General features: G+C 34.8%; 27 protein-coding genes and 1 tRNA gene. 4 read left to right on the top strand and 24 right to left on the bottom strand.

The window, feature by feature from the left end; all coding sequences use genetic code 11:
* Positions 1 to 189: 189 nt before the first annotated feature.
* The 7 genes from UGRO018_RS09050 to UGRO018_RS09020 all read right to left on the bottom strand — a co-directional run bounded on the left by UGRO018_RS09050 (position 190) and on the right by UGRO018_RS09020 (position 5,818).
* Entirely contained in the window at positions 190 to 1,065 is an 876-nt protein-coding gene (locus UGRO018_RS09050) for a helix-turn-helix transcriptional regulator (protein ID WP_416326162.1), read from the bottom strand.
* Between the two features lie 250 nt (positions 1,066 to 1,315).
* A complete protein-coding gene (locus UGRO018_RS09045; RefSeq protein ID WP_416326161.1) occupies positions 1,316 to 2,407 on the bottom strand; it encodes an ABC transporter ATP-binding protein in 1,092 nt (363 codons plus the stop codon).
* Position 2,408: 1 nt separating this feature from the next.
* Positions 2,409 to 3,341, bottom strand: coding sequence for a ribokinase (gene rbsK, locus UGRO018_RS09040; RefSeq protein ID WP_416326160.1), 933 nt, complete (start codon positions 3,339 to 3,341; stop codon positions 2,409 to 2,411).
* On the bottom strand, positions 3,334 to 3,933 hold the full coding sequence (locus tag UGRO018_RS09035; protein WP_416326159.1) for a KpsF/GutQ family sugar-phosphate isomerase: 600 nt from the start codon (positions 3,931 to 3,933) through the stop codon (positions 3,334 to 3,336). The genes rbsK and UGRO018_RS09035 overlap by 8 nt, the downstream gene beginning before the upstream one ends.
* Before the next feature lie 295 nt (positions 3,934 to 4,228).
* Positions 4,229 to 4,945 carry a trehalose operon repressor gene (treR, locus tag UGRO018_RS09030; protein WP_416326158.1) on the bottom strand — a complete coding sequence of 239 codons (717 nt, stop codon included), beginning with the start codon at positions 4,943 to 4,945 and terminating at the stop codon, positions 4,229 to 4,231.
* 113 nt (positions 4,946 to 5,058) lie between these two features.
* A complete protein-coding gene (locus tag UGRO018_RS09025) occupies positions 5,059 to 5,526 on the bottom strand; it encodes a PTS sugar transporter subunit IIA (RefSeq protein WP_416326157.1) in 468 nt (155 codons plus the stop codon).
* Between the two features lie 94 nt (positions 5,527 to 5,620).
* Entirely contained in the window at positions 5,621 to 5,818 is a 198-nt protein-coding gene (locus UGRO018_RS09020; RefSeq protein WP_416326156.1) for a DUF378 domain-containing protein, read from the bottom strand.
* Between the two features lie 130 nt (positions 5,819 to 5,948).
* Here UGRO018_RS09020 and pta point away from each other — a divergent pair, with 130 nt between their 5' ends.
* The gene (gene pta / locus UGRO018_RS09015) at positions 5,949 to 6,941 is read left to right on the top strand and encodes a phosphate acetyltransferase (protein WP_416326155.1); all 993 of its coding nucleotides are present in this window, start codon (positions 5,949 to 5,951) and stop codon (positions 6,939 to 6,941) included.
* A 63-nt stretch (positions 6,942 to 7,004) separates the two neighbouring features.
* Here pta and UGRO018_RS09010 read toward each other — a convergent pair whose 3' ends face one another.
* Complete coding sequence (locus UGRO018_RS09010) at positions 7,005 to 7,826, bottom strand: SDR family NAD(P)-dependent oxidoreductase (RefSeq protein ID WP_416326154.1); 822 nt, start codon at positions 7,824 to 7,826, stop codon at positions 7,005 to 7,007.
* Positions 7,827 to 7,933: 107 nt separating this feature from the next.
* Here UGRO018_RS09010 and UGRO018_RS09005 point away from each other — a divergent pair, with 107 nt between their 5' ends.
* Both UGRO018_RS09005 and UGRO018_RS09000 read left to right on the top strand, forming a co-directional pair.
* Positions 7,934 to 8,734: a helix-turn-helix domain-containing protein gene (locus UGRO018_RS09005; protein WP_416326153.1), complete on the top strand. Its 801-nt coding sequence runs from the start codon at positions 7,934 to 7,936 to the stop codon at positions 8,732 to 8,734.
* A 28-nt stretch (positions 8,735 to 8,762) separates the two neighbouring features.
* Positions 8,763 to 9,092, top strand: a complete 330-nt coding sequence (locus tag UGRO018_RS09000; protein ID WP_416326152.1) for a TfoX/Sxy family protein — start codon at positions 8,763 to 8,765, stop codon at positions 9,090 to 9,092.
* Positions 9,093 to 9,117: 25 nt separating this feature from the next.
* Here the strand turns inward: UGRO018_RS09000 and UGRO018_RS08995 are convergent, their stop codons facing one another.
* The 16 genes from UGRO018_RS08995 to UGRO018_RS08920 all read right to left on the bottom strand — a co-directional run bounded on the left by UGRO018_RS08995 (position 9,118) and on the right by UGRO018_RS08920 (position 24,029).
* Entirely contained in the window at positions 9,118 to 9,357 is a 240-nt protein-coding gene (locus UGRO018_RS08995) for a hypothetical protein (protein ID WP_416326151.1), read from the bottom strand.
* 16 nt (positions 9,358 to 9,373) lie between these two features.
* The gene (locus UGRO018_RS08990) at positions 9,374 to 9,643 is read right to left on the bottom strand and encodes a hypothetical protein (RefSeq protein ID WP_416326150.1); all 270 of its coding nucleotides are present in this window, start codon (positions 9,641 to 9,643) and stop codon (positions 9,374 to 9,376) included.
* A gap of 167 nt (positions 9,644 to 9,810) precedes the next feature.
* A tRNA-Thr gene (locus UGRO018_RS08985) sits at positions 9,811 to 9,886 on the bottom strand.
* Positions 9,887 to 10,098: 212 nt separating this feature from the next.
* Positions 10,099 to 10,296, bottom strand: coding sequence for a hypothetical protein (locus UGRO018_RS08980; protein WP_416326149.1), 198 nt, complete (start codon positions 10,294 to 10,296; stop codon positions 10,099 to 10,101).
* Positions 10,297 to 10,916: 620 nt separating this feature from the next.
* Positions 10,917 to 11,279, bottom strand: a complete 363-nt coding sequence (locus UGRO018_RS08975; protein WP_416326148.1) for a sporulation initiation factor Spo0A C-terminal domain-containing protein — start codon at positions 11,277 to 11,279, stop codon at positions 10,917 to 10,919.
* 140 nt (positions 11,280 to 11,419) lie between these two features.
* Positions 11,420 to 12,220 carry a M23 family metallopeptidase gene (locus UGRO018_RS08970; protein WP_416326147.1) on the bottom strand — a complete coding sequence of 267 codons (801 nt, stop codon included), beginning with the start codon at positions 12,218 to 12,220 and terminating at the stop codon, positions 11,420 to 11,422.
* Between the two features lie 17 nt (positions 12,221 to 12,237).
* Complete coding sequence (locus UGRO018_RS08965) at positions 12,238 to 12,465, bottom strand: hypothetical protein (RefSeq protein WP_416326146.1); 228 nt, start codon at positions 12,463 to 12,465, stop codon at positions 12,238 to 12,240.
* 3 nt (positions 12,466 to 12,468) lie between these two features.
* Positions 12,469 to 12,867: a hypothetical protein gene (locus tag UGRO018_RS08960; RefSeq protein ID WP_416326145.1), complete on the bottom strand. Its 399-nt coding sequence runs from the start codon at positions 12,865 to 12,867 to the stop codon at positions 12,469 to 12,471.
* A gap of 65 nt (positions 12,868 to 12,932) precedes the next feature.
* A complete protein-coding gene (locus tag UGRO018_RS08955) occupies positions 12,933 to 14,102 on the bottom strand; it encodes a pyocin knob domain-containing protein (protein WP_416326144.1) in 1,170 nt (389 codons plus the stop codon).
* A gap of 37 nt (positions 14,103 to 14,139) precedes the next feature.
* On the bottom strand, positions 14,140 to 15,051 hold the full coding sequence (locus UGRO018_RS08950) for a DUF859 family phage minor structural protein (protein ID WP_416326143.1): 912 nt from the start codon (positions 15,049 to 15,051) through the stop codon (positions 14,140 to 14,142).
* 10 nt (positions 15,052 to 15,061) lie between these two features.
* On the bottom strand, positions 15,062 to 19,708 hold the full coding sequence (locus tag UGRO018_RS08945) for a hypothetical protein (protein ID WP_416326142.1): 4,647 nt from the start codon (positions 19,706 to 19,708) through the stop codon (positions 15,062 to 15,064).
* A gap of 11 nt (positions 19,709 to 19,719) precedes the next feature.
* Positions 19,720 to 20,379: a hypothetical protein gene (locus UGRO018_RS08940; RefSeq protein ID WP_416326141.1), complete on the bottom strand. Its 660-nt coding sequence runs from the start codon at positions 20,377 to 20,379 to the stop codon at positions 19,720 to 19,722.
* Positions 20,380 to 20,383: 4 nt separating this feature from the next.
* Positions 20,384 to 22,531 (bottom strand): hypothetical protein, encoded by a 2,148-nt coding sequence (locus tag UGRO018_RS08935; RefSeq protein ID WP_416326140.1) that lies wholly within the window; start codon positions 22,529 to 22,531, stop codon positions 20,384 to 20,386.
* 42 nt (positions 22,532 to 22,573) lie between these two features.
* Positions 22,574 to 23,155 (bottom strand): Gp15 family bacteriophage protein, encoded by a 582-nt coding sequence (locus UGRO018_RS08930; RefSeq protein ID WP_416326139.1) that lies wholly within the window; start codon positions 23,153 to 23,155, stop codon positions 22,574 to 22,576.
* Entirely contained in the window at positions 23,148 to 23,513 is a 366-nt protein-coding gene (locus UGRO018_RS08925) for a hypothetical protein (RefSeq protein ID WP_416326138.1), read from the bottom strand. The genes UGRO018_RS08930 and UGRO018_RS08925 overlap by 8 nt, the downstream gene beginning before the upstream one ends.
* 18 nt (positions 23,514 to 23,531) lie before the next feature.
* A complete protein-coding gene (locus tag UGRO018_RS08920) occupies positions 23,532 to 24,029 on the bottom strand; it encodes a phage tail tube protein (RefSeq protein WP_416326137.1) in 498 nt (165 codons plus the stop codon).
* Between the two features lie 341 nt (positions 24,030 to 24,370).
* Between UGRO018_RS08920 and UGRO018_RS08915 the strand changes: the two genes are divergently transcribed.
* On the top strand, positions 24,371 to 24,571 hold a 201-nt coding region (locus UGRO018_RS08915; RefSeq protein ID WP_416326136.1), incomplete at its 3' end, for a hypothetical protein.

The following is a 24,571-nucleotide window of genomic DNA, read 5'->3' as shown; positions in this document are numbered from 1 at the left end:
AGAAGGCGCAAGATAACCAATTTTCATCATATCCCTTTCGATTGTTTTGCACAGGATCGGTTTTCATTTGTGGATGTGTAACCGTTTTCTTTACACTTAAAGTATATCCTATGAATCTTGCATAAAAAACGCACCAAAGCATACAAAAGGTGTCATTTTCTGACACCATCTCCAGCTTTATCTTAAAATTCATCTTGAATTATAATGGATTTTTGTAAACGTTTTCCTAAATTGTGTCGGAGAGATTCCCTCTTGCTTTTTGAATCGTTTTAAAAACACCTTTTCATCATCGATTCCTATTTGATGGGCTATCTCTTTGATCTTATCATTGGTCGTAGTTAAAAGAAATTTTGCTCGATCCATTTGCATCTCACTGATGTATTGTTTTGGGGTCATACCCGTATGTTGCTTAAACATGCGGATAAAATATTCACAATTATATCCAAAAAATTCAGCTACCATCTGTACTGTAAGGTTTTTATATAAATTGGCTCTGATATAATCGCATATCTTTTCGATTACACCTGATTGCCCTTTTTGATTTTCGACTCTAAGCCGCTTTTGAATATTTGTGATGCTCAGCTTTTGTAAAATCAACTCCATCATTAAATTGCATATTTTCTGTGTCAATGCTCCGCCTTCATGATAATGTAGTAGTTGACGTGCAAGTAAAGTCAGCTCTTCTATATCTGCACATAGGAAATGTTCCTCTAATAAAAATCCATCAAAGCTATTGCCTTGTAAAATATTTTCAATGATCCAATGCGCATCTCGCTCCTGTTTTATCTCTTGTAAAGACGTTAAAAAATGAAGCCATAAAAAAGAGACATTCTCACTTTCCCCAAGGCCATAATGCTGTTCCTTAGGTAAAATGAACAATCCCTCTCCCTTTTGAATTTCCACGATAGTATCATTGATATTCATCGTAAATTTCCCCTGAAGGCAAATAATCAATTCATAATCATCCAGATTATATTTTGGATGCTTCCATTTTCCATTTGATACAAACAACCCACCTGAAACATATGTAACGCCCCCATAATCCTGAGCTACCATTAATCTCATCGTAAATCCTCCATAGTTTCATGATCTAATCTAAGCTTTTTACATCATCCGGTCTTCTACTTCAATCATAATACAGATATGTCATATTATATCATTATTCTATTATGAACCTTAAGCTTTTATAGCCTTGTTCATCGTATCACTTTTATATGAACCTATGATATCTATGACTAGGTTCTTTTTTTCCTATTTATGGAAAAATAACACCTCCCAAACGCTGATGATTCCATGCTTTGGAGGTGTACTTTCTTTAAATGATAACTTCTTCTGTCTCTGGATCAAAGAAATGAACCTTACTCAGATCCATCGCCATTTCTATATCTTCATGGTGGCGAATATCACTTCTGGAATCTATTTTTGCTTGAATAGATTGTGTTCCTATTTTTCCATGAAGAATATATTCATGTCCCAATAATTCACTTACATCCACATGAAGGATGAATTTAGATGTAGGAAAGGCTGTCCCAACGATTTCCTCTACAAAAATATTTTCCGGACGTATTCCAAATACAACCTCTTTCCCTTGATATGCAGCCATTGCCTCATGAAACATTTCAGGCATTTCAAAACAATGACCTTCAAATAAGAAGGAGTGATTTTGATAGGTACCCTTTAAGAAATTCATGGCTGGCGCACCTATAAAACTTGCGACAAACATATTTTTAGGATTATCGTATATTTCCTTTGGTTCACCTACTTGTTGGATATAGCCAGCCTTCATGACTACGATTCTAGTCGCCATAGTCATTGCCTCAGTTTGATCATGCGTTACATAAACAGTGGTACAACCGATTCGCTCATGCAATTTAATAATTTCACTTCTCATCTGTACACGAAGCTTTGCGTCTAGATTACTCAAAGGTTCATCCATCAAAAAGACCTTTGCATTACGAACGATTGCCCTACCTAATGCAACACGCTGACGCTGTCCTCCGGATAAAGCCTTTGGCTTTCGATCTAGATAATCCTCAATTTCTAATATTTTTGCGGCTTCATGAACACGCTGTTCAATTTCATCTTTTGGTATCTTTTTCAACTTCAAGCCAAATGCCATATTCTCGAAAACGGTCATATGAGGATATAATGCATAGGACTGGAAAACCATTGCAATATCTCGATTTTTGGGCTCTATATCATTCATCAATTTACCATCGATATAAAACTCTCCTGCAGTGATATCCTCTAAACCTGCAATCATACGTAGTGTTGTAGATTTTCCACATCCAGATGGTCCTACAAATACAATAAATTCTTTATCTTTGATATCTAAATTAAAATCAAATACAGCCTGTACATGATTATCGTATACTTTATCTATATTTTTTAATACTAGATTGGCCATATCAAGCCACCTCCTGTTTCTGATCTCTTATAAATTCTTCTACTTCTGTTTGTGATGGAAGAGAAGTGATTGCTCCTTGTCTAGTAACAGTCAATGCACCTACCGCATTCGCAAAAAGAGCACACTCATCCAATGGGACACCTTCAACAATTCCTTTTGCCAAAGCCCCATTAAACGCATCTCCAGCAGCTACGGTATCCTTTACTTCTACAAAATAGCCGTTCACAAAGCGAACCCCATCTGCATCAGCTATCACACATCCCTTAGAACCTAAGGTCGCCACTACATGCTTTACCCCTTGTTGTAACAAGGAAATAGCAGCCTGTTGCACCTCTTCCTTTGTTTCACAAGGCATTGCGCTCAAAATACTTAACTCTGTTTCATTTGGTGTGATATAATCGATACCATCTAACATCTCAAAGGTCATAGGCTTAGCTGGGGCAGGATTTAATAACACAGGTTTTTGATGGTTTTTACAAAAAGATAAAATGGAAACTAACGTATCCCAAGGCAATTCCATTTGTAATACGATCAAACGACTATGCAAAATACGCTTCGCTATACGATCAATGATATCTGGCATGACCTGATAATTAGCCCCTGGAACTACCACGATTTTATTTTCTGCGCATGCATCAATCTGTATTTGTGAAAAACCTGTAGGTACATGATCACATAGCTCTACATGATCATGCTGGATGCCTTCCTCTTTCAAAAGTTCTAAAAAGCTTTCGCCGGCAGCATCCTTCCCCAGCATTCCTATCATTTCGCAATCTGCGCCAAGACGTGCTGCCGCAACACATTGATTACAACCTTTTCCACCTGCGGAAACATGTACACCTTTCGCAATTACCGTTTGTCCCGGTAATGGAAACTTATCTACATCAACACAGGTATCCATAACGAAAGAACCAATGACACAAATATCACTCATGATGCTTTTCCTCCAAACGCTTTCCTAGATTACCACCTGGATGGTATCTATAAAAATCACTCTCTTCAAATTCCTTTCGTTCCATTAAAGCACAGGCGATGGCATCACCTAATACCAACATCAAAGTACTCGATACAGTTGGTGCGAGATTTAACCGATCTGCTTCCTGTAACGAAGGATAAATGATACTTCGATCACAGCCTTGTGCAAGAGGAGAATCCTCATCTGAACACATCGCTATGCAACCACAACCAATTCCTTTCAATGCATGTAGAAGATTCATAATTTCCATTGTTTTTCCACTATGAGACAGTAGTATTACGATATCTTCTTTTTTGATCATTCCCAAATCACCATGAACTGCTTCACAAGCATGTACAAAGAACGCCGGAGTCCCCGTACTGGCAAAGGTTGCAGCCAACTTTTCACCAATATGACCTGATTTACCAACACCACTGAATATGATCCTTCCTTCACATTCATATAGTGCTTCAATACATGATTGTAATTCATCAGATAATAGATTACTCATTTGATTGATTGCGTTCATTTCCTTTATCATAACATTTTTTACAACATATAAATCATTCATGATTTCTCCTTACGTAACCTAGCTTTATGTTGCTTTATACAACATATGAGTAAATCAAATAAAAACATCTGAACAAAACATACGCAATATGCCTATGAAGTTCAGATGTTATTTTCTAAAACAAAAAACCTGTTCTCTTCATAGTAAACACTCATATGTTCTATAAAGAAAACGATCATTTCTCATCCACGATTTTATGATAACGCATACATTCATCAAAGTCAATACCTTTTTTTGACATTCTATAAGCAATTCAATACATTATTGTTTGATTAATGATAGTCATCAATCAAATTCAAACGGTATTACTTCTTCTCGCAAAATCATGAAATCTGAATTTATCCGGGCGATGTCTTGATCTGGTAAATTGAAAGACCCTTGTATCCGCTAAATATGTATAAGAATCAACATTCACTACCATATCATAGCCCTTAAGATCTAAAAGATGCCTATCATTTTCTGTTACCTTTTGACAGGTGATTTCCTTATTAGCATAGCCGATTTTCAAATTCAAAGTATGTTCAATGTATTCATATAAAGAATTCTGTGCTATCTCTTTGGTAAGTCCGCTCACGATACCGGCATGAAAAAAGTCTAAATCTAAAATGATGCTTTCCCCATCGATCTTTCTTACTCGCTCTATCATCCAGACCTTATCTTTTTCTGTTAAGTTCATCATTGCTTTCATCTTAGCATCCGGTTCGATACATTCACAACAAGTTACGATCGTTTCTATTTTTCCACCCATTGTTTGTGCAAGTTCCTTAAAACTAACAACTCCGCTTACCGGAAACTCATAACGTTTACGATCCAAAACAATAGAACCTTTTCGCTTGGTCTTTTGAATATATCCATTCTGTGATAGCATCAATAATGATTTCCGTATGGTATCTCGTGAACACGAATACTCTTCCATTAAATCAAATTCTTTAGGAATTGTTTCTCCTGCCTGAAATTCTCCGGTTTCTATCCTACTCAACAAAGATTGATAGATTTCTTCATATTTTGCCATACCATCACTCCTTAATCAGGATTATAACATGTACGTACAAATAATAAAAGGGATTTCATGGAATCTTCTCTAAAGACTTCATTATAAAACAGAACGCCTAATGCGTTCTGTTCTTATTTTATATCAATAATATCTTCCTCTAATGCTTTTACTGTATGATTTGCTTTATTTACAGTAATCTTTTGTCCACCGGTAAATACCACAGGTGTAATTACAGGTTTCCCTTTGCTTTTTACAAACGCAAGATCAACTTCCATCATCAAATCACCCTGTTTGATCTTCATACCTTCACTGATATGACTTGTGAAACCTTCACCATTCAATTCCACTGTATCCATGCCGATATGAATCAATATCTCGGTACCATCTTTTGCTTCAATACCAATGGCATGCTTCGTTGGAAAAGCCGCTTTAATGACACCGCTAACTGGTGCATAGACCTTACCATCACTAGGATCTACTGCAAATCCATCTCCCATCATTTTTTTCGCAAAAACTTCATCAGGCACATTTTCTAAAGTTAACAATGTACCTGCCAAAGGACATACAAATGCTTCTTTTTTTCTACTGAATAATCCCATCATCTTTAACTCCTTTACTTTTTCTTCTTTGAAATCATTATAACATTTTTTTATAAAGAAAACTTCCTTTTTCAGGAAGTTCTCAAATTCTTACTTAATCTTCATTCAATTTGGAGAAAAAAGATAATAAATAGATACCACTGATACCAACCAGTATATAAACAATTCTTGTAATCCATGAACCTGTTTGGAATAAGAAGGTTACTAGATTAAAATCAAATACACCGATTAGTCCCCAGTTGATTGCGCCAATGATCGTAATGATCAAGGCAATATAGTTCCATACTTTCATATCCATACCTCCTGAACATAGTATGTGCTAATTGATACTCACTATACATTTAGTTGAATTTGTATACGGTTTCATATTTGCATAGCAAGATTTCACTAGATAAGGTATAATGATAACAGGAGTTGATAACATGATAGATTTGGAATCGAAAGTGAAAGGAAAAGAGATTCGTATCGTATTTACAGAAGGAAAAGATTTGCGCATGATGAAAGCTGCTGTACTTTTACAACAAAAGGGATTATTGATACCGATTTTATATGGTGATCGTAAGGAATTACTTGATCTTGCTGATCGACATGGGCTTGATCTTAGTGATATACCTCTACTTGATGTAAAAGAGTTTCAAGATAAGGAAGCTATGTTACATCGAATGTTGGAACTTAGAAAAGGCAAAGCAGATAGAGACATGGTTGAAGCTTGGTATCAAAAAGATTCCTATTTTTGCACAATGTATGTAGAGATGGGATTTGCGGATGGTCTACTTGGTGGATCAACAAATTCTACTGCTGATACGCTTAGACCGATCATGCAACTAATAAAAACAAGTCCCGGTAATTCTATTGTATCCAGCTGTTTTCTGATGTGTAAAGAACAAGAACATTACATCTTCGCAGATTGTTCCTTAAATCGTAATCCTAATGTAGATCAATTGGTCGAGATTGCTTTACAATCCGCTAACAGTGCAAAAAGTCTAGGTATTACCCCATGTGTTGCCTTATTATCCTATTCTACATACGGCTCTGGATCAGGTGAGGATGTTGATTTGGTGAAAGAAGCAGCTACTCGCTTACAACGTCTTCCATTAGATTATCTTGTAGATGGAGAACTTCAGGTAGATTGTGCATTGAATCCTGAAGTGGCTAAGTTAAAAGCGCCACAAAGTAAAGTGGGCGGACAGGCTAACGTATTGGTATTTCCTGATTTAAATGCAGCTAACATCGGATATAAACTTGTAGCAAATCTTGGTGGTTATCAAGCATATGGACCTATTCTTCAAGGTGTACGACTTCCCATGAATGATTTATCCAGAAGTGCTAATGTTGAAGAAATCTATACAATGGCACTAATCACAGCTTCTCAGAAATTGAACATGAAACCCACATGTACTTCATCTCAACCTTAGTTATCATAAATCAAAGCATATGAAAAGCTGAAATCATCATACGATCTCAGCTTCTCTTTTTGATTAATAAACAGTAAATCCTCCATCACTTGCGACAATAGAGCCTGTAATATGTTTGGCCTCATCACTTGCAAAATAAAGAATTGTTGCAGCTTGCTCTTCCGGAGTTGCATTTCTCTTTTGTAGTGTTTCTGTTTTCCCTGCGATCATACTATTTTTCATAAATTCTGTAGGATCGATTCCCTGTGCCTTTAATTCCGCAATCTTTGCATAGATTTTTTCTTTTGCAGCTTCTGTCAATGGCGTATCTGTTCCAGCCGGACAAATTGCATTACATGTGATTTTTTCTTTCGCATAATCCATAGCTGTTGATTTCGTTAAACCGACAACACCATGTTTGCTTGCTACATAAGCCGGACCTGCTGGAGTCGCACGAATACCAGCCACACTTGCTGTATTTACGATTGCTCCACCTTGTTCGTTTTTCATCATGTATTTAACCTCTTCACGAATACAATAAAACATTGCATTTAGATTCGCATTGACAACACTAAACCAATCCTCATCAGTTAAATCTTCAATTTTCTTAGAATCTCCTACAATTCCTGCATTATTGATTGCAACATCGATTCTTCCATAAACTTCCATTGTTTTAGCATATAGAGCTATGATATCTTCTTTCTTGGTTACATCACATTGAATAAATAATGCTTTACCATTCGCATCTGTAATTTGCTTTTCAATGGCTTGTCCTCGTTGCTCATTTCTTCCTGCTATGACAACAATAGCACCTTCTGCACCTGCTCGAACACAAACAGCTTTTCCAATGCCACTAGTGCCTCCTGTTACCACCATGACCTTGTCTTTAAAACGATCTTTAAACATTTTGAAACCCTCACTTTCTTTTTGATAGTTTTATTATAACGCTTACAAATTACTTTTTCTACTTATTTGCCAAAAGTATGTTAAAATATTAACAAAAGGAGTTCATTATGATTATTCACCCATCCATAGTATCAAAGAAGGTATTTCTATCTACACCCTCTCATATTTATTTATATCCTCACCCTATGTTAAAACCATATATTTCCCACTATACACTCAGTATTAGCAGTGTTGGTGAAACTGCGGAAACATTGACATTGATTCCGGATATTGCCGGGTGTATCGTATTTACGCCAGATCAACATCATGTCCATATGAAGTTTTGGGGAGCGACCACTAAGACCGTTGTCGTTGATAATATCGATCCACCGCTTCGTTTTTTTATTGAGTTTCGCCCCGGAGGATCTTTTTGTTTGACCGGTATTCCTCAAAGTACCTTATTAAATGAGCAAATCCCTCTATCTTCACTATTACCAAAATGGCAACAGCTTTTTGAAGAGGCTTGGTTTCAAACAATCGATATCGACGATTTTTTAGAACTGTTAGAGGCTTTTCTGATATCTCAGATTCAGTTTCAAGAGTCTCATGCTTTTCTACAGGATGCATTGTCTCAAATAACTTTAGGGAAGGATATTCAAGACATTTGTAGCTTTTCTTCCAGACATATTAATCGTATCTTTCATCAAACGATTGGGACAAGTATCAAGCAATATGAGCGCTTAGCTCGTATCAATAAAGCAATGTCAGATATACAGGATCTACAACTTAGCCTTACCGAAGTTGCTTATCAGTCCGGCTACTATGATCAAGCACATTTTATTCATGAATTCAAGCAAATATGCGGTGTTACTCCTGGCGCTTATCGAAAACAGATGTCTGCTTTTTACAATGAGGCATTTAAATTTTGAGATAAAATATTGTTGATGAGGTGATATCATGAGTAGTAGTTTAGCGTTTGTTCAATATGTATGTGATCAAATACAAGAAGCCGGAGAAATTACTTGGAAGCGAATGTTCGGTGAATATGGTATTTATGTAGATGGAATATATTGTGGAGCTATCTGTGATAATCAGTTTTTTGTGAAAGAAACAAAAGAGGGCAAAGCAGTATGGAAAGATTGTATTTATGGAGAAATGTATCCAGGCGCAAAACCATCCTTTCTAATTGAAAATTTACAGGATAAAGAGCAAGTAGTACATCTATTGCGCATCAGTAAAGAAGCATTACAAAAGCAAAAAAAGAGTACAAAAAAACCTAAGAAATGATACGAGCTGTATCTATCCTTAGGTTTTATTTTTGTGCATCTTCAAGTAAGCCAACTTCTCGCTCGATTTTCATTTGAACCTCTTCTTTTCTATCTTCCTTTACCTTTTCCAAAAGATAGCTTAATAAACGCTTTAATTCATCCAATGTGAAGTCCTCTTCTAAAAAAACATCCATGATCATATTGCATTCACTATCATATTTGGGATCTAGATTGGTATTGATCAAAACGAATAATTTTTCTGCGGTTCTTTTTAGATGTAACATAGACCCACCTCCTCACTTATTTATGATACCACCCATAGTATTCTTCATCTTTTTCTTTTGATATCTCTACCTGTTCAGACTCAGATTCATACAAATAAAATACTTCATTTTCAAAAAGATGTTTAAAATCATTCCATGACAATATATAATGCAAAGCATCGTTGTATACATGTATTTTTTCTTTTTTTATCAAGAATCTTGTCAATAACTTTCCGGAAACAAAGCAAAGGACTCGTCCTTCTTTCAAATAGGCTTCCGCCAATGCTACATCTTCTATTTTTTCCATCAGCATTCCTCCTTGATATCATGGTCATGTTCGCTTACTTTCTGTATGATATATCTTTTTTTCTGAATAGCTGAACATATAAAAAAAGTATAGATACATAGGAAAGTCTTTATGTAAGATCTTTATTAAGCCTTTCTTTCAAATGTAAATATACCTAAATGTTTTCATGGTGCCGACTAAAGGAATTGAACCCTCAACCTACTGATTACAAGTCAGTTGCTCTACCAATTGAGCTAAGTCGGCAGTTGAAAGCTTTAATATAATACCATATTTTCTGTAAAAAGCGCAATAGTTTTCCATGAAATTATGCATAATTTTTAATATAAATGTACTATTTTTTACATGATAGGAATCATGATCAGCGTTTGCTTGATGATTACCCATATGGGATCTTATATGATAAAAATAAGAAGAACATAACATCCTCAAAAAAAGCTACTTACGATAAGTAGCAATTAATTCTGAAACTCATCAATGCTTGCAAGATTTGCAGAATATCCAATTTTCTTTCCATATTTTGTTTTTTTGATAAATCCTTCTTCATCTAACTCTTTGATCATCTCACGTATCAAAGTACTGCTTATCTCAAGAACTACTACTAATCCATCTAATGTTATATATGTGTCATCAAATAGACTATTTTGGCATAACACAAATAAAAGTCTTTCTTTTTTCTATTTCATTTCCATGGTTTTTAATTTTTCTCTATAAAAAATTGATCGATATGCTTGATTAAGATTAAGCACCTCCATACACAAGTATTTCCACGATCTTACCACTTATTCTTATCTTCTTTATAACTCTTTATGGTTAAACAGTCTATCTTTACAAATCACGTTCATTTATATAAGCTATCTAATTCATTAATCACCTCTATATTCTTTTAATCTCCTTAATTTTCCATGACTTAGAGGTACTATCCAAATAGGTACAGTTCTGAATGATATTCATAATGAAAATTTAATAATCCTTTATTTAATAGATCTTTTCAACACATCACTTTTAACACTTCAATTTAACGGAAAATGCTATTTTTGCGTATATTCGCAGTTTTCTATGCATCATTATATAATCATATAATTTATTGATGTTTGGCTAAATTATTAAGCACTATAATTATATTATTCTCATTTATGTGCAAAAATAAGAAATTTACAAAAAAATCATCAACTCATCGACAAATATCTACAAAAATTTTGTCAAATATGATATATTTTAAAATTGCATGGGATGTTTTAGAATTTTAAATAGTGTGGCGCTTTGCTATATCTATTTACAGATTATTTAATCTAAGTACGTCTACTATAGTCGCAATAAAAGCCTTGTTGGTTGGTTTAGCCTTAACGCAATCAACTGTGTATCCAAATATGCTATTTATTGCATCATAGTTGCCATGCAACCAGGCAGACTCTATTACTGACCTTATACCTCTCTCGATTGCAAATCTAGAGGTACCGTATTCTTCGGCAAGTTCAATATAGAGTCTGTCTACTAGATTTTCTAAATAGCTCTTGTCCGTATATACTTTGGCGATAGCTCCTCTTACATAATCATGCCCTTTTAAGTGCACGGGTATACCGATTTTTCGCATCACCATAGTTATATCTAAATATAATTGCTTGTTATCTTTTGTCATTTTCCGCTTTCTCCTCCACTGCAAAGCGCCACTATATAATGATAATACAATCACATATACGTTTCAACCGCAAATAAACACGATTTTACACGAAAAAAGCTCCCCATCTCTTGTCAAATGAGAAATAGGGAGTTTTTATCTTATACTTGTTTCCAGTACTTATCAGATCCATCTAATTTACATAAAGCAACGTATCCTTTATCGCCTTTAGCTCGCCTGTATTCAGCCCAATACCAGCCATCTGCATCTACAATACGATCATAATACAAAACACTACTGTTTGTATCGTATTTAACACCTGTATCGCCTTTAGACGTACTTGGTGCTGTTCGTACTCTAATACCGTCATATAATGCCTTAATTGCGCCTTTAGACTTGTAAGGACATGTATTTACAGCCACATCCTTTAAATATTTCCAACCTGCATTTTTGTAGTTTAAAATGGTGGTGCCATCCATAAAGTAGCAATCAGTGGTATCGTACTCATTGTTAAAGCACCAGATGTTGTATCTGTTAAGCTTCCACGTCTTATCAATACTTTGGCTAATTTCAATATGGCAGTGAACACCCGTAGCATTACCTTTCATTCCCATATTTCCGATTTGTTGTCCTTGTTTCACTACCTGTCCAATCCAACTATCAACTGATTCATCGTGGCAAATCACAAATGTTGCGTAATCAATACGACCATTTGCAAAGCGTACTTTATTTAAACTTTGCCACATTGTCTGGCCACTTTCCGAATAAATGCCAAAACACTTACATGTACATGGTGCATAATACGGTACACGTTCGGTATTACCATTATGGTCGTTTACATCATTAGCCATCGTGCCAGCATGAGAGTAATTACCTCCTGCGCCTTGAGTAATAAACATTGATGTAAATGGGCACAAAAAATCCTCGATTCCACCTCTGATACTTGTTTGACCTATATTCATTTTAAATTCCCTCTTTCTTATTTATCAACTAAATCATCAATCCGACGATGTGCTGATTTAATACTATTTTCTGCTACTGCCATACGTTCAACAACATTATTGTGATTCTCTACCTTTTTGGTAAGATCCTCGATTTTATATTGCATAACAGCTATTGATTTATTGTTGATCACCACCGTTGCGATTAATGATGGTATCGCTGTGCAAATGCCTCCAATTAATGCAACGATAATAGCTTCAGACATAGCTTAACCCTTTTTATCCATTGCATTAGTAATTTCCAAAGTCTTTTCACTTAATACATGTACAAAGGTATTATAAGCTTCAAAAATGTATTTGATCGCAGCTCTACCGATTGTACTAGTTACCATGAATACAGTCAAAGTATCCTTTATGGTTTCGCTTAGCTCTGGCACATATATGGAAAAATATAGGATTGCTATATCAACAGCAATGACTAAAGCAAGCGTTGCAACAAAAAAGACTACCGCCTTTTTCAGGGATGTAAATAGAGTATATTTATTAAAGTCCTCACCATTAATCTTGACGTTATAATAAAGACTAAATAAGATATTGGCTACATAAGCCAGTAAAAATACGATGTAGGCATAGCCTATATTGAGTAAGTCTAATCTTATTGTTTCCATATGTTTTCCTTTCCTAACTGTTTATGTTTATATTCAATAAAAGGTGGATTGTTTCCACCATTCATTTAAATAAGCCAAACAGCATGAACTGTAAGCCATGATCCTATTGGAACAGAATTATTCATGGATGTATTATTACTATATCTCTCTGCATGTACTTCTCCACTTGGATATACTGTCAAAAGATACCTATTTGATATACTACCTTGGCATACAGTGTAAATATTTTTCGATGGTCTAAAACCGACTGGAACGCTTAGGAAACTATTGTGTTCTGTCCATGTCGTGTTATTCTTTACAACACCGCTCATTTCTACCCAATTTCCAACTTTACGTACTTGTACTGGATCATTACCATAAGTAACAATACCGTTACCATATCCACAATTTACCCATCCACTTTCTGAATGAATTGATCTCCAAGGTGTCCATGTTCCATCATAACATGTTCTATACCAAGCACCATAACCATAATAATGATAATACATTTGGTAGACATAACCATAATTGTAAACTAATAATAATCCAGCTTGTGCTATTGGATAATTACTTCCGCTTTGTGCATTTGCATTTGCTGCTTGATGATAAAATCCCGTAGTAGTGTAATTATTTAAGTTTGCAGATGCAGGAATACTTCCCCGATCCACAACAGTTTCATCAATATAAGCAAGTCTCTTGTTATATGATGCACCACCATACAAGTTACCTTGAACACAAATATCTTTATCAAACCAATTCTGTGGCGCACTTGTACGATAGTGTGTGTATGACGCATTGTCACTACTGATTGAGTTTGTCACTCCATTCTTTATACCTTCAAATCTTGGGGCTCTAGCTGTCCATGCACTTTCTAACAGATAATCCGTTTCGGCTACTTTTCCGAATGCGACACCTTTACCTCCAGATTTATAATCGAATGTTACTTGTCCAGTTGGTATTGTTGTCTGCGCTGAAGCACTTTGCCCTAGGTTATCAGTAACCGTAATTTTGATAGTAAAGCTTTTATCTATAGATACGGCCCCACCCATAACTACAGCTACACCATTTCCAAAAGTAGAATTTGTATAAGAAGTTCCTATAATTTCAATTTTCTTAGTTGCAGTGTTGTTTTTTCCATTTACTGATGCTGTGTTATATTTTCCTGTAACCTTGACATATACCCCATCAGGATTGGCTGTTCCATCTGAATTACATCTCTCTGCTATGATACTTGCAGTAGGAAACCAGTAATCCACAACAGTGATGGATGCGCTTGCTGATTTAGTACGTCCTCTACCTATCCCTTACTGTACCAGTGAAAGTCATTGTACCAGGAGTATTTAATGTGTCTGTGGTAAGAGATGAAGAGTTTGAAGAATAACCTCCACCGCTAATTGAATAAGCAGATACACTGGAACCATAAACACCTCCTCCGCTTATGCTAACGTTCGCCTTTGAAAAATACCTAACATAGATACCCCATGAAGCTGGCACTCCATTGTCCACTCTAGATATTGATGGTCCTGAAATACTCGGTACTGCAGATGCAGGCAAGTTTAATGTAAAAGACTTTGATACGGCTGAGCCAATAGCCGTGCTACCAGAATATGTCTGTACCGTAACAGTTGCAGTACCACTTGTTGCATTTGGTATTGCTGATGCATCAGATAAAGGCGGTGTAAAGCTACATGATGCCCCTTGTCCTGTATATGACCTTGTGATTGACCCAAACTTATAAGTTACGGTATGTGTAAATGATGCGCTTTTTCTATCTATATTTACTGTTACAGCACCACCTAGTGTTGATCCACTTATTGTTCCTATAGATGATGCTCTTGGTATTGTGGTTAAGGATTTACTTCCAGTTCCACTTCCATTAAGAGCAAATGATGTTTTGATACCAAAGCTATAGCTATAAGATCCTGTTCCATCTGATCCATGATTAACTGTGATTGTGGTAGAACCTAGATTATGCTCTGATCCACTTTGTGTATATGCCATCGTAAAATGCGTGCTACCAATCCATGCATCTCTTGTATCAAAAGATATACTATAATTACTATTTGATGCCCTTAAAGTTAGTCTTAATGTAATTTTGCTTTGATTATTTGCTACGGATTGTGAAACAGAATCTTCATAAAGTCTTAGATACCATGTTACACCAGATGCTGATCCTACACTAATTTCCTTCAATAATGTACTCATATAAACCTCCTTATCCTATCCATTTCATAGATAAATTACCATTTGCTCTTGGTACAAAAGCAAATTTACCTATTCTCAAGCTGTTAGTTATATTTGCATCTGTAATATAAAGCGTAGAATTAGAAATATATGCAACTTCAGAACCGTTATCCTTGAAAGAAATACGTTCATTTGTAATCGTCAATGTAAATTTTGAATCACTTTGTCCCAATTCAATTAGCCCATCTATGAACCTAATAAATTTTTGAATCTCCTGTTTATTGATATCTACCTTTCCATCCAAAGTACTAATTAATTCTTGGGTATTTTTGAATCTTATTTCCACATCTTTTGATGTTTGTTCAATTTGTGTATCAAAGTGTTGCACTAATGATTCTGTTTCAGACTTCATTGTGTAGTCAGATGACACAGTATTTAAAATGGCTTCTTTTGTTGCTTCAATAGACGAGTTATGGTTTTCTGTGATTTCAGTGACCACATTATCAATCTGACCATTGACCTTATCCTCTAAATCATTAACTGCTTCCCAACTACTATCACATAGAGGAGCCGTATAAGATGTACTTGCAGGATTGGTGTAAACGATCTTTGATCTCGTCCACATATATTTACCAGTTGACCATGCTGGTGCTGTTGTTGCCCAACTTCCTCCTTCTTGTGCTGTTTTGGATGTTGATAGATAATACTCTGCTGTAATGCTAGACACACCTTTACCAGTAGCTCCTGTTGCTCCTTGAGGCCCTGTTGCTCCATTTGCTCCCATCTTTCCTATACTATAGCTTGTTGTCGTTGTATTATCAGTATATGTAATGGTCGTCTTTGTCCACAGATACTGGTTAGCTGCTACTGTTGGTATCGTTGTAGCCCATGTTCCTGTAGGTGTTGTCGTTCCACTTGCTGATGCTTGATAAGTAACTGTAGTACCCTTGATTCCCTTTCCGGCTGATCCAGTAGCTCCTTGAGGTCCTTGTGCACCTTGTGCACCTATCTTACCTATAGAATAAGCTGTACTAGATGTATTGTTTGTATAGGTAATTACTGTACGTGTCCAAAGATATTGATTAGCTGCAACACTTGGTATTTCCGTAGTCCATGTTCCTGTTGGCACCGTTGTTCCAGATGTACTTGCTTGATAAGTGATTTCTGTTGTTTTGATACCTACTCCTGTTGCTCCAGTGTTTCCTTTTGCTCCTGTAATACACACTGGGGAAGTTTCAGTAGCAGTTCCATTAGACAATGTAGTTTTTGTCTTAGACCACATATATTTACCTTCTGACCAAGTCGGTACTGTTGTGTCCCAGCTACCTCCTGCCTGCGTTGTATTAGATGTAGAGAGATAATAATACACCTCAACCTTAGTTATGCTGACACCTGTAGCTCCTGTAGCACCAGTTTGTCCTTTGTCTCCATAGACACCTATGACACGCTTTTGCGTATCTTTAGTTGATCCATTTGTATAGGTAATCGTTTCATAGTTCCAAAGATATTTATTAGTGGCTGTCATGGTCTGTACGGTGTCTAACCAAGTCGTCGGTGCAGTAGTTCCAGATGAAGATACGGCATAATGTTCAACGATGGCAGCTATCCCATTTCCAATAGCTCCAGTATTCCCTGTTGCTCCTTTATCGCCATAAACTCCGATAATGCATGGGGCTGTAGATGATGTGCTGTTATCTGTATAGGTCAATACTTCATAATTCCAAAGATACTTTTTAGATACCGATACAGATTGTACAGTCGTTGTCCATCCTGATGTCGATATAGTTATACCACTGTCACTTGCTGTAGCAAGATAATAATTTGTAATAGATTTGATACCTTTTCCTGTAGATCCGGTATCACCTTTATCACCCTTTTCGCCTTTGATCAAGGCCCATGTATAGGATGAAACAGTTGTGGGATCAGCAGATGTATAATCTACACAAGTACCGATATAACTCCCAACGTCTTCACCACTGTTACCTGTAAAGGTTTTTCCTCCATCATTTGAGTATTTGATGTGCAAGTAAGAAGTCTTGCCATTTGCTCCATTCGTTCCAGGTATTCCTTGTGTTCCTTGTGCGCCTTGAAGACCTTGGAACCTCGCCCATGTATACTTAGCAGGATCAATAGAGTCTGTCACAATATAATCCACATATGTTCCAATATAAGTGCTTGGTATTTCTGTCATTTGAGCGGCCGTTGGATTTGAAACAGTACTATACTTAATATGAAAATATGAGCTTTTTCCATCAGATCCAGGATCACCTTTGATACCTTGTTCACCTTTAGGGCCTTGCACGCCCTGAAGACCACGAGGACCAGTTTCACCTTTTTCGCCTTTATCACCCTTGATCAAAGCCCATGTGTAATCGCTTGCTACTGTACTTTCTGCTTGAGTAGCTTTATTATATGCCAATCCAATATAAAGCTTTCCTATTGGATCATCTGACATTCCTGTACCCTTGTCATCTGTAGCATATTTCACCCAAGTATACAATTGCTTACCATCAGCGCCCTTAGCACCAGCTACACCTTGATCGCCTTTTTCGCCTTTCACCAAAGACCATGTATAGTCAGCGTAATTGGAGCTTTCCGTTGCAGACTCTTTATTATAGGCTAATCCAATATAAGCCTTATTTGTAGGTAAATCAGACATACCTGATGTTGGAGTATCCGCATATTTCAACCATGTAAACAGTTGTTTACCGTCTTCACCCTTCGTTCCAGGTATCCCTTGTTCACCTTTTTCACCCTTGACTCTCGTCCAGACATACTTTGCAATCTCCGTACTATCAACTTGTATAAAGTCTGTATACTGGCCCAAATAGTCACCTGGTGTCTTCCCACTGTTTCCCGTAAACGTCTTTCCACCATCGTTGGAGTATCTGATATGCAGATAAGATGTCTGTCCATTGGTTCCATTTTTGCCTGGTATTCCATCCGTACCATCATCACCCATAAATTTAGACCAAGTATAAGATTCTGTCAAAGTACTGTCTGTTGAGATATAGTCCACATAGGTACCAATGTATTTGTCAGGTGTTTCAGTCATCTGGGCATCTGTTGGATTAGATACTGGCGCATACTTCACATGGAAATAGGTTGTCTTTCCATCTGTGCCATCTTTTCCATCCTTGCCAGGTAATCCGCTTTCCCCATCATAAACATTGACCAAAGAGATCCTTTCTTCAAAAATATTCCATTTCACGATAAAAGTTGCACAATCAGATAGATCAGCGGATGTAATGTTGATGTTCTTTCCTATCCGATTCCATGCCTTATCACCATTTACATCAGAAGAAACTCTTGACCACGTTACTGCGCTATCCGATACTACTGCACTGATATCATCATCCCAAGAATAGATTTTCACAGATAAAGTCGTTTCGATGTCAGAATTACGAAATGCAGTACCATTAGATGAGTTTAATTCTATCCTATACCTTTTTGCTTTTTCGATAGTTTCTATTCTCTTATTCGTTTCACTAACAGATAATTGAACTTGATCTTTTGTTTGTTGTATCAATGTTTCTTTAAAAACATCAATATCTGCCTTTTGATATGTATCTTTGATTAAAAGAGTGTTTTTATCCACTTCTCTTTGTATCTTATTGATTAAATTCTCTGTTATTTTAAGATCTGTATCAATCTTATCAATTTCTGTTTTTACTGATTGAATTTCTCCTTGTATTTTTTTAAAAGCTGTACTCAAAATAACTTTATTTTTACTAGGACTATTTGGAAAATCAGTATATTGAACAATTTGATGAACAATTTTTGAACCATTAATTAACAAAGTAGGTTTGTCATATAATTTAAAATCTAACATTTTGTATTTTTCATTTATGCGAGATAAATCATATAAGTTACAACTCCAGCTTTGTTCAGGATATGCTAATACACTCACCTTTTCAATAGCATCTGAAAGTAATTTCTCTGCATCCTCATACTTATCATCTTGCCAGTATGCACAAACAATCTCATCAGAAACATAATCAAGACAATCGACATAATCTTTACCATCATGAATAGAAGCGAAGGAAACATAGGAAATAGTTTTAGTACCATCTTCATTCTCAATTTCTGTTTTTTTACCATATGCATACAAGCGATTTGCATGTTTTGAATATTCACTTTTATATTCTACGCTATCAAGATTTAACTCATCACTCATATAAAGTCCACGTTGTTGGACACTCAAAGGATTGATCACCTTAATATATTTATCCAAGATATGATATTCATAAACTATATTATATAGTTCCTTACATTTTTGTAAAATATCATAAGCTGTACACCCTACCAAATCAAAAGAACACTTTATGTCACTGACAAAAGCATTTACAATAGTCCACCCTTCTGGACATATCTCATTCATCACCATGGAAAGTGATTTACTTTCCACATGATAATTTTGATAAATCACATTTTTCCATTCATTTAAATCAAGTATAGCTGTAATTGTAGCGACTTCTCTTCTTTTATTAATTTTAATTACTCGAAAGCGATTATCCTTATAAATAAACTTCGAACGTTCCTCTAGTATTTGATACTGCTTATCGAATGGTGATATATCAAATGATAATTCTTGCTCCCCTTCATAATCATATACAATAGATAAATTCTCAACATTATCTAAAAGGATATAACCCTTATCTGTTTTCATATAAAGCATTAAATCACTCCTTACATATAAGTTGGATAATATTTTAATATTACCTTAACAGTATCATCAGATGTATTAAAATATTGATTCCCTGGCTTCAACATTGGAAATGAAGACAATGTTACATCATCAAATGCTGATTGATCAGGCGTTGATGATCGATAAATCAATTTATGAATACCATCTAAATAAAAGGTTTCATTTGCTTTTAAATTATTTATAGTGAAATTATTAATTTGATATGTTTTTAAATCAGTAGCCGCTGTAATTTCAAAAATACAAGAAGTGTTTACATTTCCTTCAATAAAAATGAATTCTCTTATTTGTGTCATTATCATTGGCTTTCGCTTTATAACATACATAGGATATTCTACAGTATACGCAGCTATACCTTCAGTCTGTATAGTAGGTGTAGCTTTCAGATAACATAAATATTCATATCCATCGTCTAAATTTAAAATACTTTCACGACTGCATTCTGCAGTGAAATTACTGATATCATCTTCATGAGTAAAATCTAAAATCAATGTTCTTTCTTGTGCAGACAATTTTTGCTCTCTTAAGATAGGAAGATAGCCCGAATCAAGTAACATTATATTATTGTCAATACCTAAAGTACTCATATCAAAACTTTTGATTGATGCATTAAAATTATTTATATTTTTATTATTTATTTTCAAAATTTTACCTCCATTGAAATGCTAATTCTTCACTGATCATAGGAGCTAGTGTAACAGCTAATTCCCTACCATCAAGATCTATATGATTTTCAATAACTGCATCTAATTTCCCTTGAATTTCTTGATTTTCGGCTTTTATTACATTCATTTTTAATAGTTCAACTTTAGCTTCACTTTGTACTACTGAAGCCATTTTTAATTGTTCAGAAAAGATAGACATGTTAATTTTATCAGCTAAATTATCATCAAATGCTGAGATCAATTCATTAGATAGACCATGAATTTCATTTATTGCCTTATCTTTTCCTTCTAAAATACCAGCTTGTATTCCTTCTGGAATAAACTTTGCAAGCTTTTTGAATTTCTTTGATGGAGATGCTATATCAAGAGAGTTTTTAAAACTTCTCAACATATTAAAACCAAGATTAGACATAGCATCAATCAAATTATTTTGCCTTGAATCTGCACCATTTAGAATTCCATCTATGATGTTGGCACCTTGTTGAGAAAACTCATCATCTTTTTCTCTCAGCTTTTTTAACATAGTGTTTGCTTTTTCTGTAGCAGCTTTCTTTACTTTATCATCGTTACTATTAAGGCCTTCAACCATATTCAATACATTTTCTTTTGCTACACCGAAATATTTTTCACTATCTCCCTTTAATTCATTTAATGCATTCAATGACATCTGTCTAACTTCAGCATCATATTCAGGACCCTTATTTCGAATAACAGAGCTTAGTCCATCCATCTCTTCTTCTTTTAACTTAATAGAGTTTTCTACCCCTTTGATTTTTGCTTCTAATTGCCCTTTATGAAATTCATCCATCTCCGTAGCATACTCTTCTTTAAGATATTGAAGCTTGCTTTTTTCGGCATCTATTTCTTCAGATATAGCACCAATTTTACCACTCATAGTCTCTTGAGCACATGCTAATGATTCTGTTTGAACCTTTTTATAATTTTCTGCATTTCCACTGGCTACAAGAGCTGCATCTGTTTCATACTTATTAATATCATCATAATAGTTTTTCACAATCTCATTTTGTGCACTAAATTCTTCTTCTTTTAGCTTAGTATCATATGATAATTGTGTCCACTCTTGCAATCTTGAAAAAGAAATCTTTTCTTTTTCATTCATCCAGTTCTCACCATACTGTGCAACTAATTCAGCTTCTGCTTTCATTTTCTCTTGATTTAAATCAGATAATTCACTTTGCAATCTATTAGCCTCAATTTGAGCCTCAGTAGATTTTAAAACTGCTTCTTTGTAAAGCGGTAATTCTGCTTCCAAAATTATTTCTGCTCTTTTTTTCTCGATCATGTCATCAATACTAGAAGATACATCTGAGTAACCTTGGATTTCTCCATCTATTATTTCTAGGTTTAAATCGCATGTTTTATTTAATTCTCCGACGATGAAGGCAGCTCGATCCTCATAACCTTCTTTTACTTTTCCATTGACATCTACTAATACGCTTAATTCATTATTAAGAGATTGAATATTACCTATTTCAGAAAGATTTGTATTCATTTGAGCTTGTTGCTTTTCATTTAACTCAGCATAAGCTTGCTTTTCATCTTCAATTTTATTCATAAGCTCTTTATGTTCATCGATAGAAGCATCCATATTTGAACATAAGAAAGCTAACCCTGCTGCTAATGCACTTACACCGGCAACTACTAACATAATTGGATCTATTGATTTGACAACATTCCATGCTGCATGAGCTGCAGTAGCTAGTTCTACTTTACCAGTTAATAAGCTAACAGCAAGTTCTCCTAATGATAATGATTTACTTAATTGCTCCCCTGTCATTATTGCCATATCATTTTCCATAGAGAATAATGACACCTGTAATTTAGCAGTTTCAAAACTCTTTACAAAAGGTACAATACTCTCGTTTGCAAATTGGAATACTGAAGATCCTATTTTTAAGCTTTCAAATGCTGACGTCAATAGGTTCGATTGTTGTACAGTATCAGCTAAAGATTTACTTAAATCTGTACTCAAAGAATTAATAGATTTTAATGTTGTATTAATGGAAGTTACCATATTCGATGCATAATCCTTCATTTCTTGTAGACTTTTTATAAATGCAGTATCATCTAATTCTGTCTTGACTCTTATCACTTCATTATTATTTGACATATATTCACCTTCCTTATTTTTCTGATGAATTATACCGTGTTCTTATTCCTTAATATGCATACCATTTGCTAATATTGCACCAAAACACTTTGCTTTTTCTGAATTCGTTCGATTGTCAGGCAAAGCATATAGATGCTTCATTTCTGCATAAAATTGTCTTTGTTCTTTTGTCATATTGGAGTTTAATTTAATTGCTCTATATGACATTACTTTTTTCATTTTGGATTCTTCTGGAAGCTCTATAAACATTTGTTTAAAAATCCACCAATGCATATTTTCTTTCATTAGATCAATTCCGTAATATTGCCTAAAAGCTGTATAAATTAAATATTGATCATATTCAAAATCATATACACGTGAACTCATTGATGTTGATTTCATATTAGAATCTTTCATATTAGAACCACAACGATAAAACCATAAAATTTTTTCCACAAAAGCTATATCTTCAGGTATTTCATCAATAAAAAGACTAACTATCTTCTTTAATTTTATATAATCATTTTTTTCTTTGATCATGATATTTTCAAATTGAATCCATTCACGAAAATCTGTTTTTATATCATATGCCTGATCACATATGATAATGTGATCAGGCACCCCATCAAGCAGTAGATTAATCATTTTTCAAGATAGGATTATTTTGACAGAATTCTGTAATTTCATGAAATAGAAATTCAATCAATTTCTGATGCTCACTGAAGTCTAAAGTTCTTCCTGAAAATATTTTTTCATAAGCCCCCTTACCCAGAATTTGGTTAATAGTCTCTTTAATTAAAGAACAAGATTGAATAAGTATACGATCTAATTCTGCTGCTGTTGGCTTTGCACTCATTTTTTCGATAAGTGGTTGTTGACATTTTACGAATTTTTCAGTAGCTTTTTTCACTGCTAATGTATATGGATTCAAAGTGAATAGTTTATTGTTAATCTGAATCTGTAATAGCTTTTGCTCTTTCTTGTCAAACGTAAATTTATTCATTTTATAATTATCTCCCTATTAAATTTCTTTAAAAGTATTTGTTTTTGTATCCCATTCTCCTTTAACTGCATCACCCTTATACATAAAGGCACCAGCCAATGAAAGAACATCACCTCCAACACCTGAGCCACTATTATCTACTTTGATAGCGACATGCTGTTTATAAGCAACTACTGAATCCTCTGTAGTCCCTTTCATCCAAGAATATACATTAACGATATCAGTTTCACAATCCGCTCCGATTTTGCGTTCACGACCAATATTAGCAATAAATGTAGCTGCCGGATCTCCTTTATCTAATTCTGCTGCAAAGGTAAATGTTGGAGCATATCCAATAACTGAAGATGTTCCAGTTTTTTGATGGATATAGTGACTATCCTTTGTTGTAGCATTAAGAGCTTCTGTTAAATCACTAAATCCTGCGCCTATAAGGCTCCATACTGGTTCTGCTTCTGTTCCAGTATTTAAATAAGATAATAATTCTTCACGTGTAGCAATACCAATTGTAGTTGACATAATTTTTCCTCCTTAAAATTTGGTTTTAATAATATTAAGCTAAAGGTTTAAATACCTATCTTTTTAAGTCTCAGCTTACTTTGTTTAACTTATAATATTATCATTTGAGCATTTGTATAGATCTCTGCAGAGTATCCTTAAGGCATACCTAACCTTATTAGGTTTAATTAGTGGTAAGTGCTCCTTCTTGACCACATCTATATATTAATCTTTTTCTTTATGCAAATAGTGTCCATTTTATTTTTCATAAAAAAGTGATGAAGAAAAACACTTCATCATTTAAAAACTGAATATATATAAACACAATCAGTTCACGTTATAATTAAGTGGGCTGATCTTTTTTGATATCTGATAATCTTGCTAAGCAACTTTCTAAAGTTGCTTCAAAATCATTTTCTAAAATGTATCATCCCAAAAAGATTACGATTCAAAAAGTATTTCTTGATCACTGGGATAGCTTTTTACGTGACCCTGAAGTTATTCGCAGAGGCTTACGCCCTATTGTTATTCAGGAAGTCGAAAAGATGATATCTTGTGGTACA

It is taken from the genome of Hoskinsella mucinilytica, from assembly GCF_045223415.1.
Taxonomy (GTDB): Bacteria; Bacillota_I; Bacilli_A; order Erysipelotrichales; family Erysipelotrichaceae; genus Hoskinsella; species Hoskinsella mucinilytica.
Note: the sequence above shows the minus strand (reverse complement) of the source record. Positions and strands in the feature narration are given on the sequence as shown.

Coding starts and splice junctions, on each gene's coding strand:
- UGRO018_RS09050 (WP_416326162.1), bottom strand. CDS start 1,065: ATGAGATTAATGGTAGCTCAGGATTATGGGGGCGTTACATATGTTTCA.
- UGRO018_RS09045 (WP_416326161.1), bottom strand. CDS start 2,407: ATGGCCAATCTAGTATTAAAAAATATAGATAAAGTATACGATAATCAT.
- rbsK (WP_416326160.1), bottom strand. CDS start 3,341: ATGAGTGATATTTGTGTCATTGGTTCTTTCGTTATGGATACCTGTGTT.
- UGRO018_RS09035 (WP_416326159.1), bottom strand. CDS start 3,933: ATGAATGATTTATATGTTGTAAAAAATGTTATGATAAAGGAAATGAAC.
- treR (WP_416326158.1), bottom strand. CDS start 4,945: ATGGCAAAATATGAAGAAATCTATCAATCTTTGTTGAGTAGGATAGAA.
- UGRO018_RS09025 (WP_416326157.1), bottom strand. CDS start 5,526: ATGGGATTATTCAGTAGAAAAAAAGAAGCATTTGTATGTCCTTTGGCA.
- UGRO018_RS09020 (WP_416326156.1), bottom strand. CDS start 5,818: ATGAAAGTATGGAACTATATTGCCTTGATCATTACGATCATTGGCGCA.
- pta (WP_416326155.1), top strand. CDS start 5,949: ATGATAGATTTGGAATCGAAAGTGAAAGGAAAAGAGATTCGTATCGTA.
- UGRO018_RS09010 (WP_416326154.1), bottom strand. CDS start 7,826: ATGTTTAAAGATCGTTTTAAAGACAAGGTCATGGTGGTAACAGGAGGC.
- UGRO018_RS09005 (WP_416326153.1), top strand. CDS start 7,934: ATGATTATTCACCCATCCATAGTATCAAAGAAGGTATTTCTATCTACA.
- UGRO018_RS09000 (WP_416326152.1), top strand. CDS start 8,763: ATGAGTAGTAGTTTAGCGTTTGTTCAATATGTATGTGATCAAATACAA.
- UGRO018_RS08995 (WP_416326151.1), bottom strand. CDS start 9,357: ATGTTACATCTAAAAAGAACCGCAGAAAAATTATTCGTTTTGATCAAT.
- UGRO018_RS08990 (WP_416326150.1), bottom strand. CDS start 9,643: ATGGAAAAAATAGAAGATGTAGCATTGGCGGAAGCCTATTTGAAAGAA.
- UGRO018_RS08975 (WP_416326148.1), bottom strand. CDS start 11,279: ATGACAAAAGATAACAAGCAATTATATTTAGATATAACTATGGTGATG.
- UGRO018_RS08970 (WP_416326147.1), bottom strand. CDS start 12,220: ATGAATATAGGTCAAACAAGTATCAGAGGTGGAATCGAGGATTTTTTG.
- UGRO018_RS08965 (WP_416326146.1), bottom strand. CDS start 12,465: ATGTCTGAAGCTATTATCGTTGCATTAATTGGAGGCATTTGCACAGCG.
- UGRO018_RS08960 (WP_416326145.1), bottom strand. CDS start 12,867: ATGGAAACAATAAGATTAGACTTACTCAATATAGGCTATGCCTACATC.
- UGRO018_RS08950 (WP_416326143.1), bottom strand. CDS start 15,051: ATGAGTACATTATTGAAGGAAATTAGTGTAGGATCAGCATCTGGTGTA.
- UGRO018_RS08945 (WP_416326142.1), bottom strand. CDS start 19,708: ATGCTTTATATGAAAACAGATAAGGGTTATATCCTTTTAGATAATGTT.
- UGRO018_RS08935 (WP_416326140.1), bottom strand. CDS start 22,531: ATGTCAAATAATAATGAAGTGATAAGAGTCAAGACAGAATTAGATGAT.
- UGRO018_RS08930 (WP_416326139.1), bottom strand. CDS start 23,155: ATGATTAATCTACTGCTTGATGGGGTGCCTGATCACATTATCATATGT.
- UGRO018_RS08925 (WP_416326138.1), bottom strand. CDS start 23,513: ATGAATAAATTTACGTTTGACAAGAAAGAGCAAAAGCTATTACAGATT.
- UGRO018_RS08920 (WP_416326137.1), bottom strand. CDS start 24,029: ATGTCAACTACAATTGGTATTGCTACACGTGAAGAATTATTATCTTAT.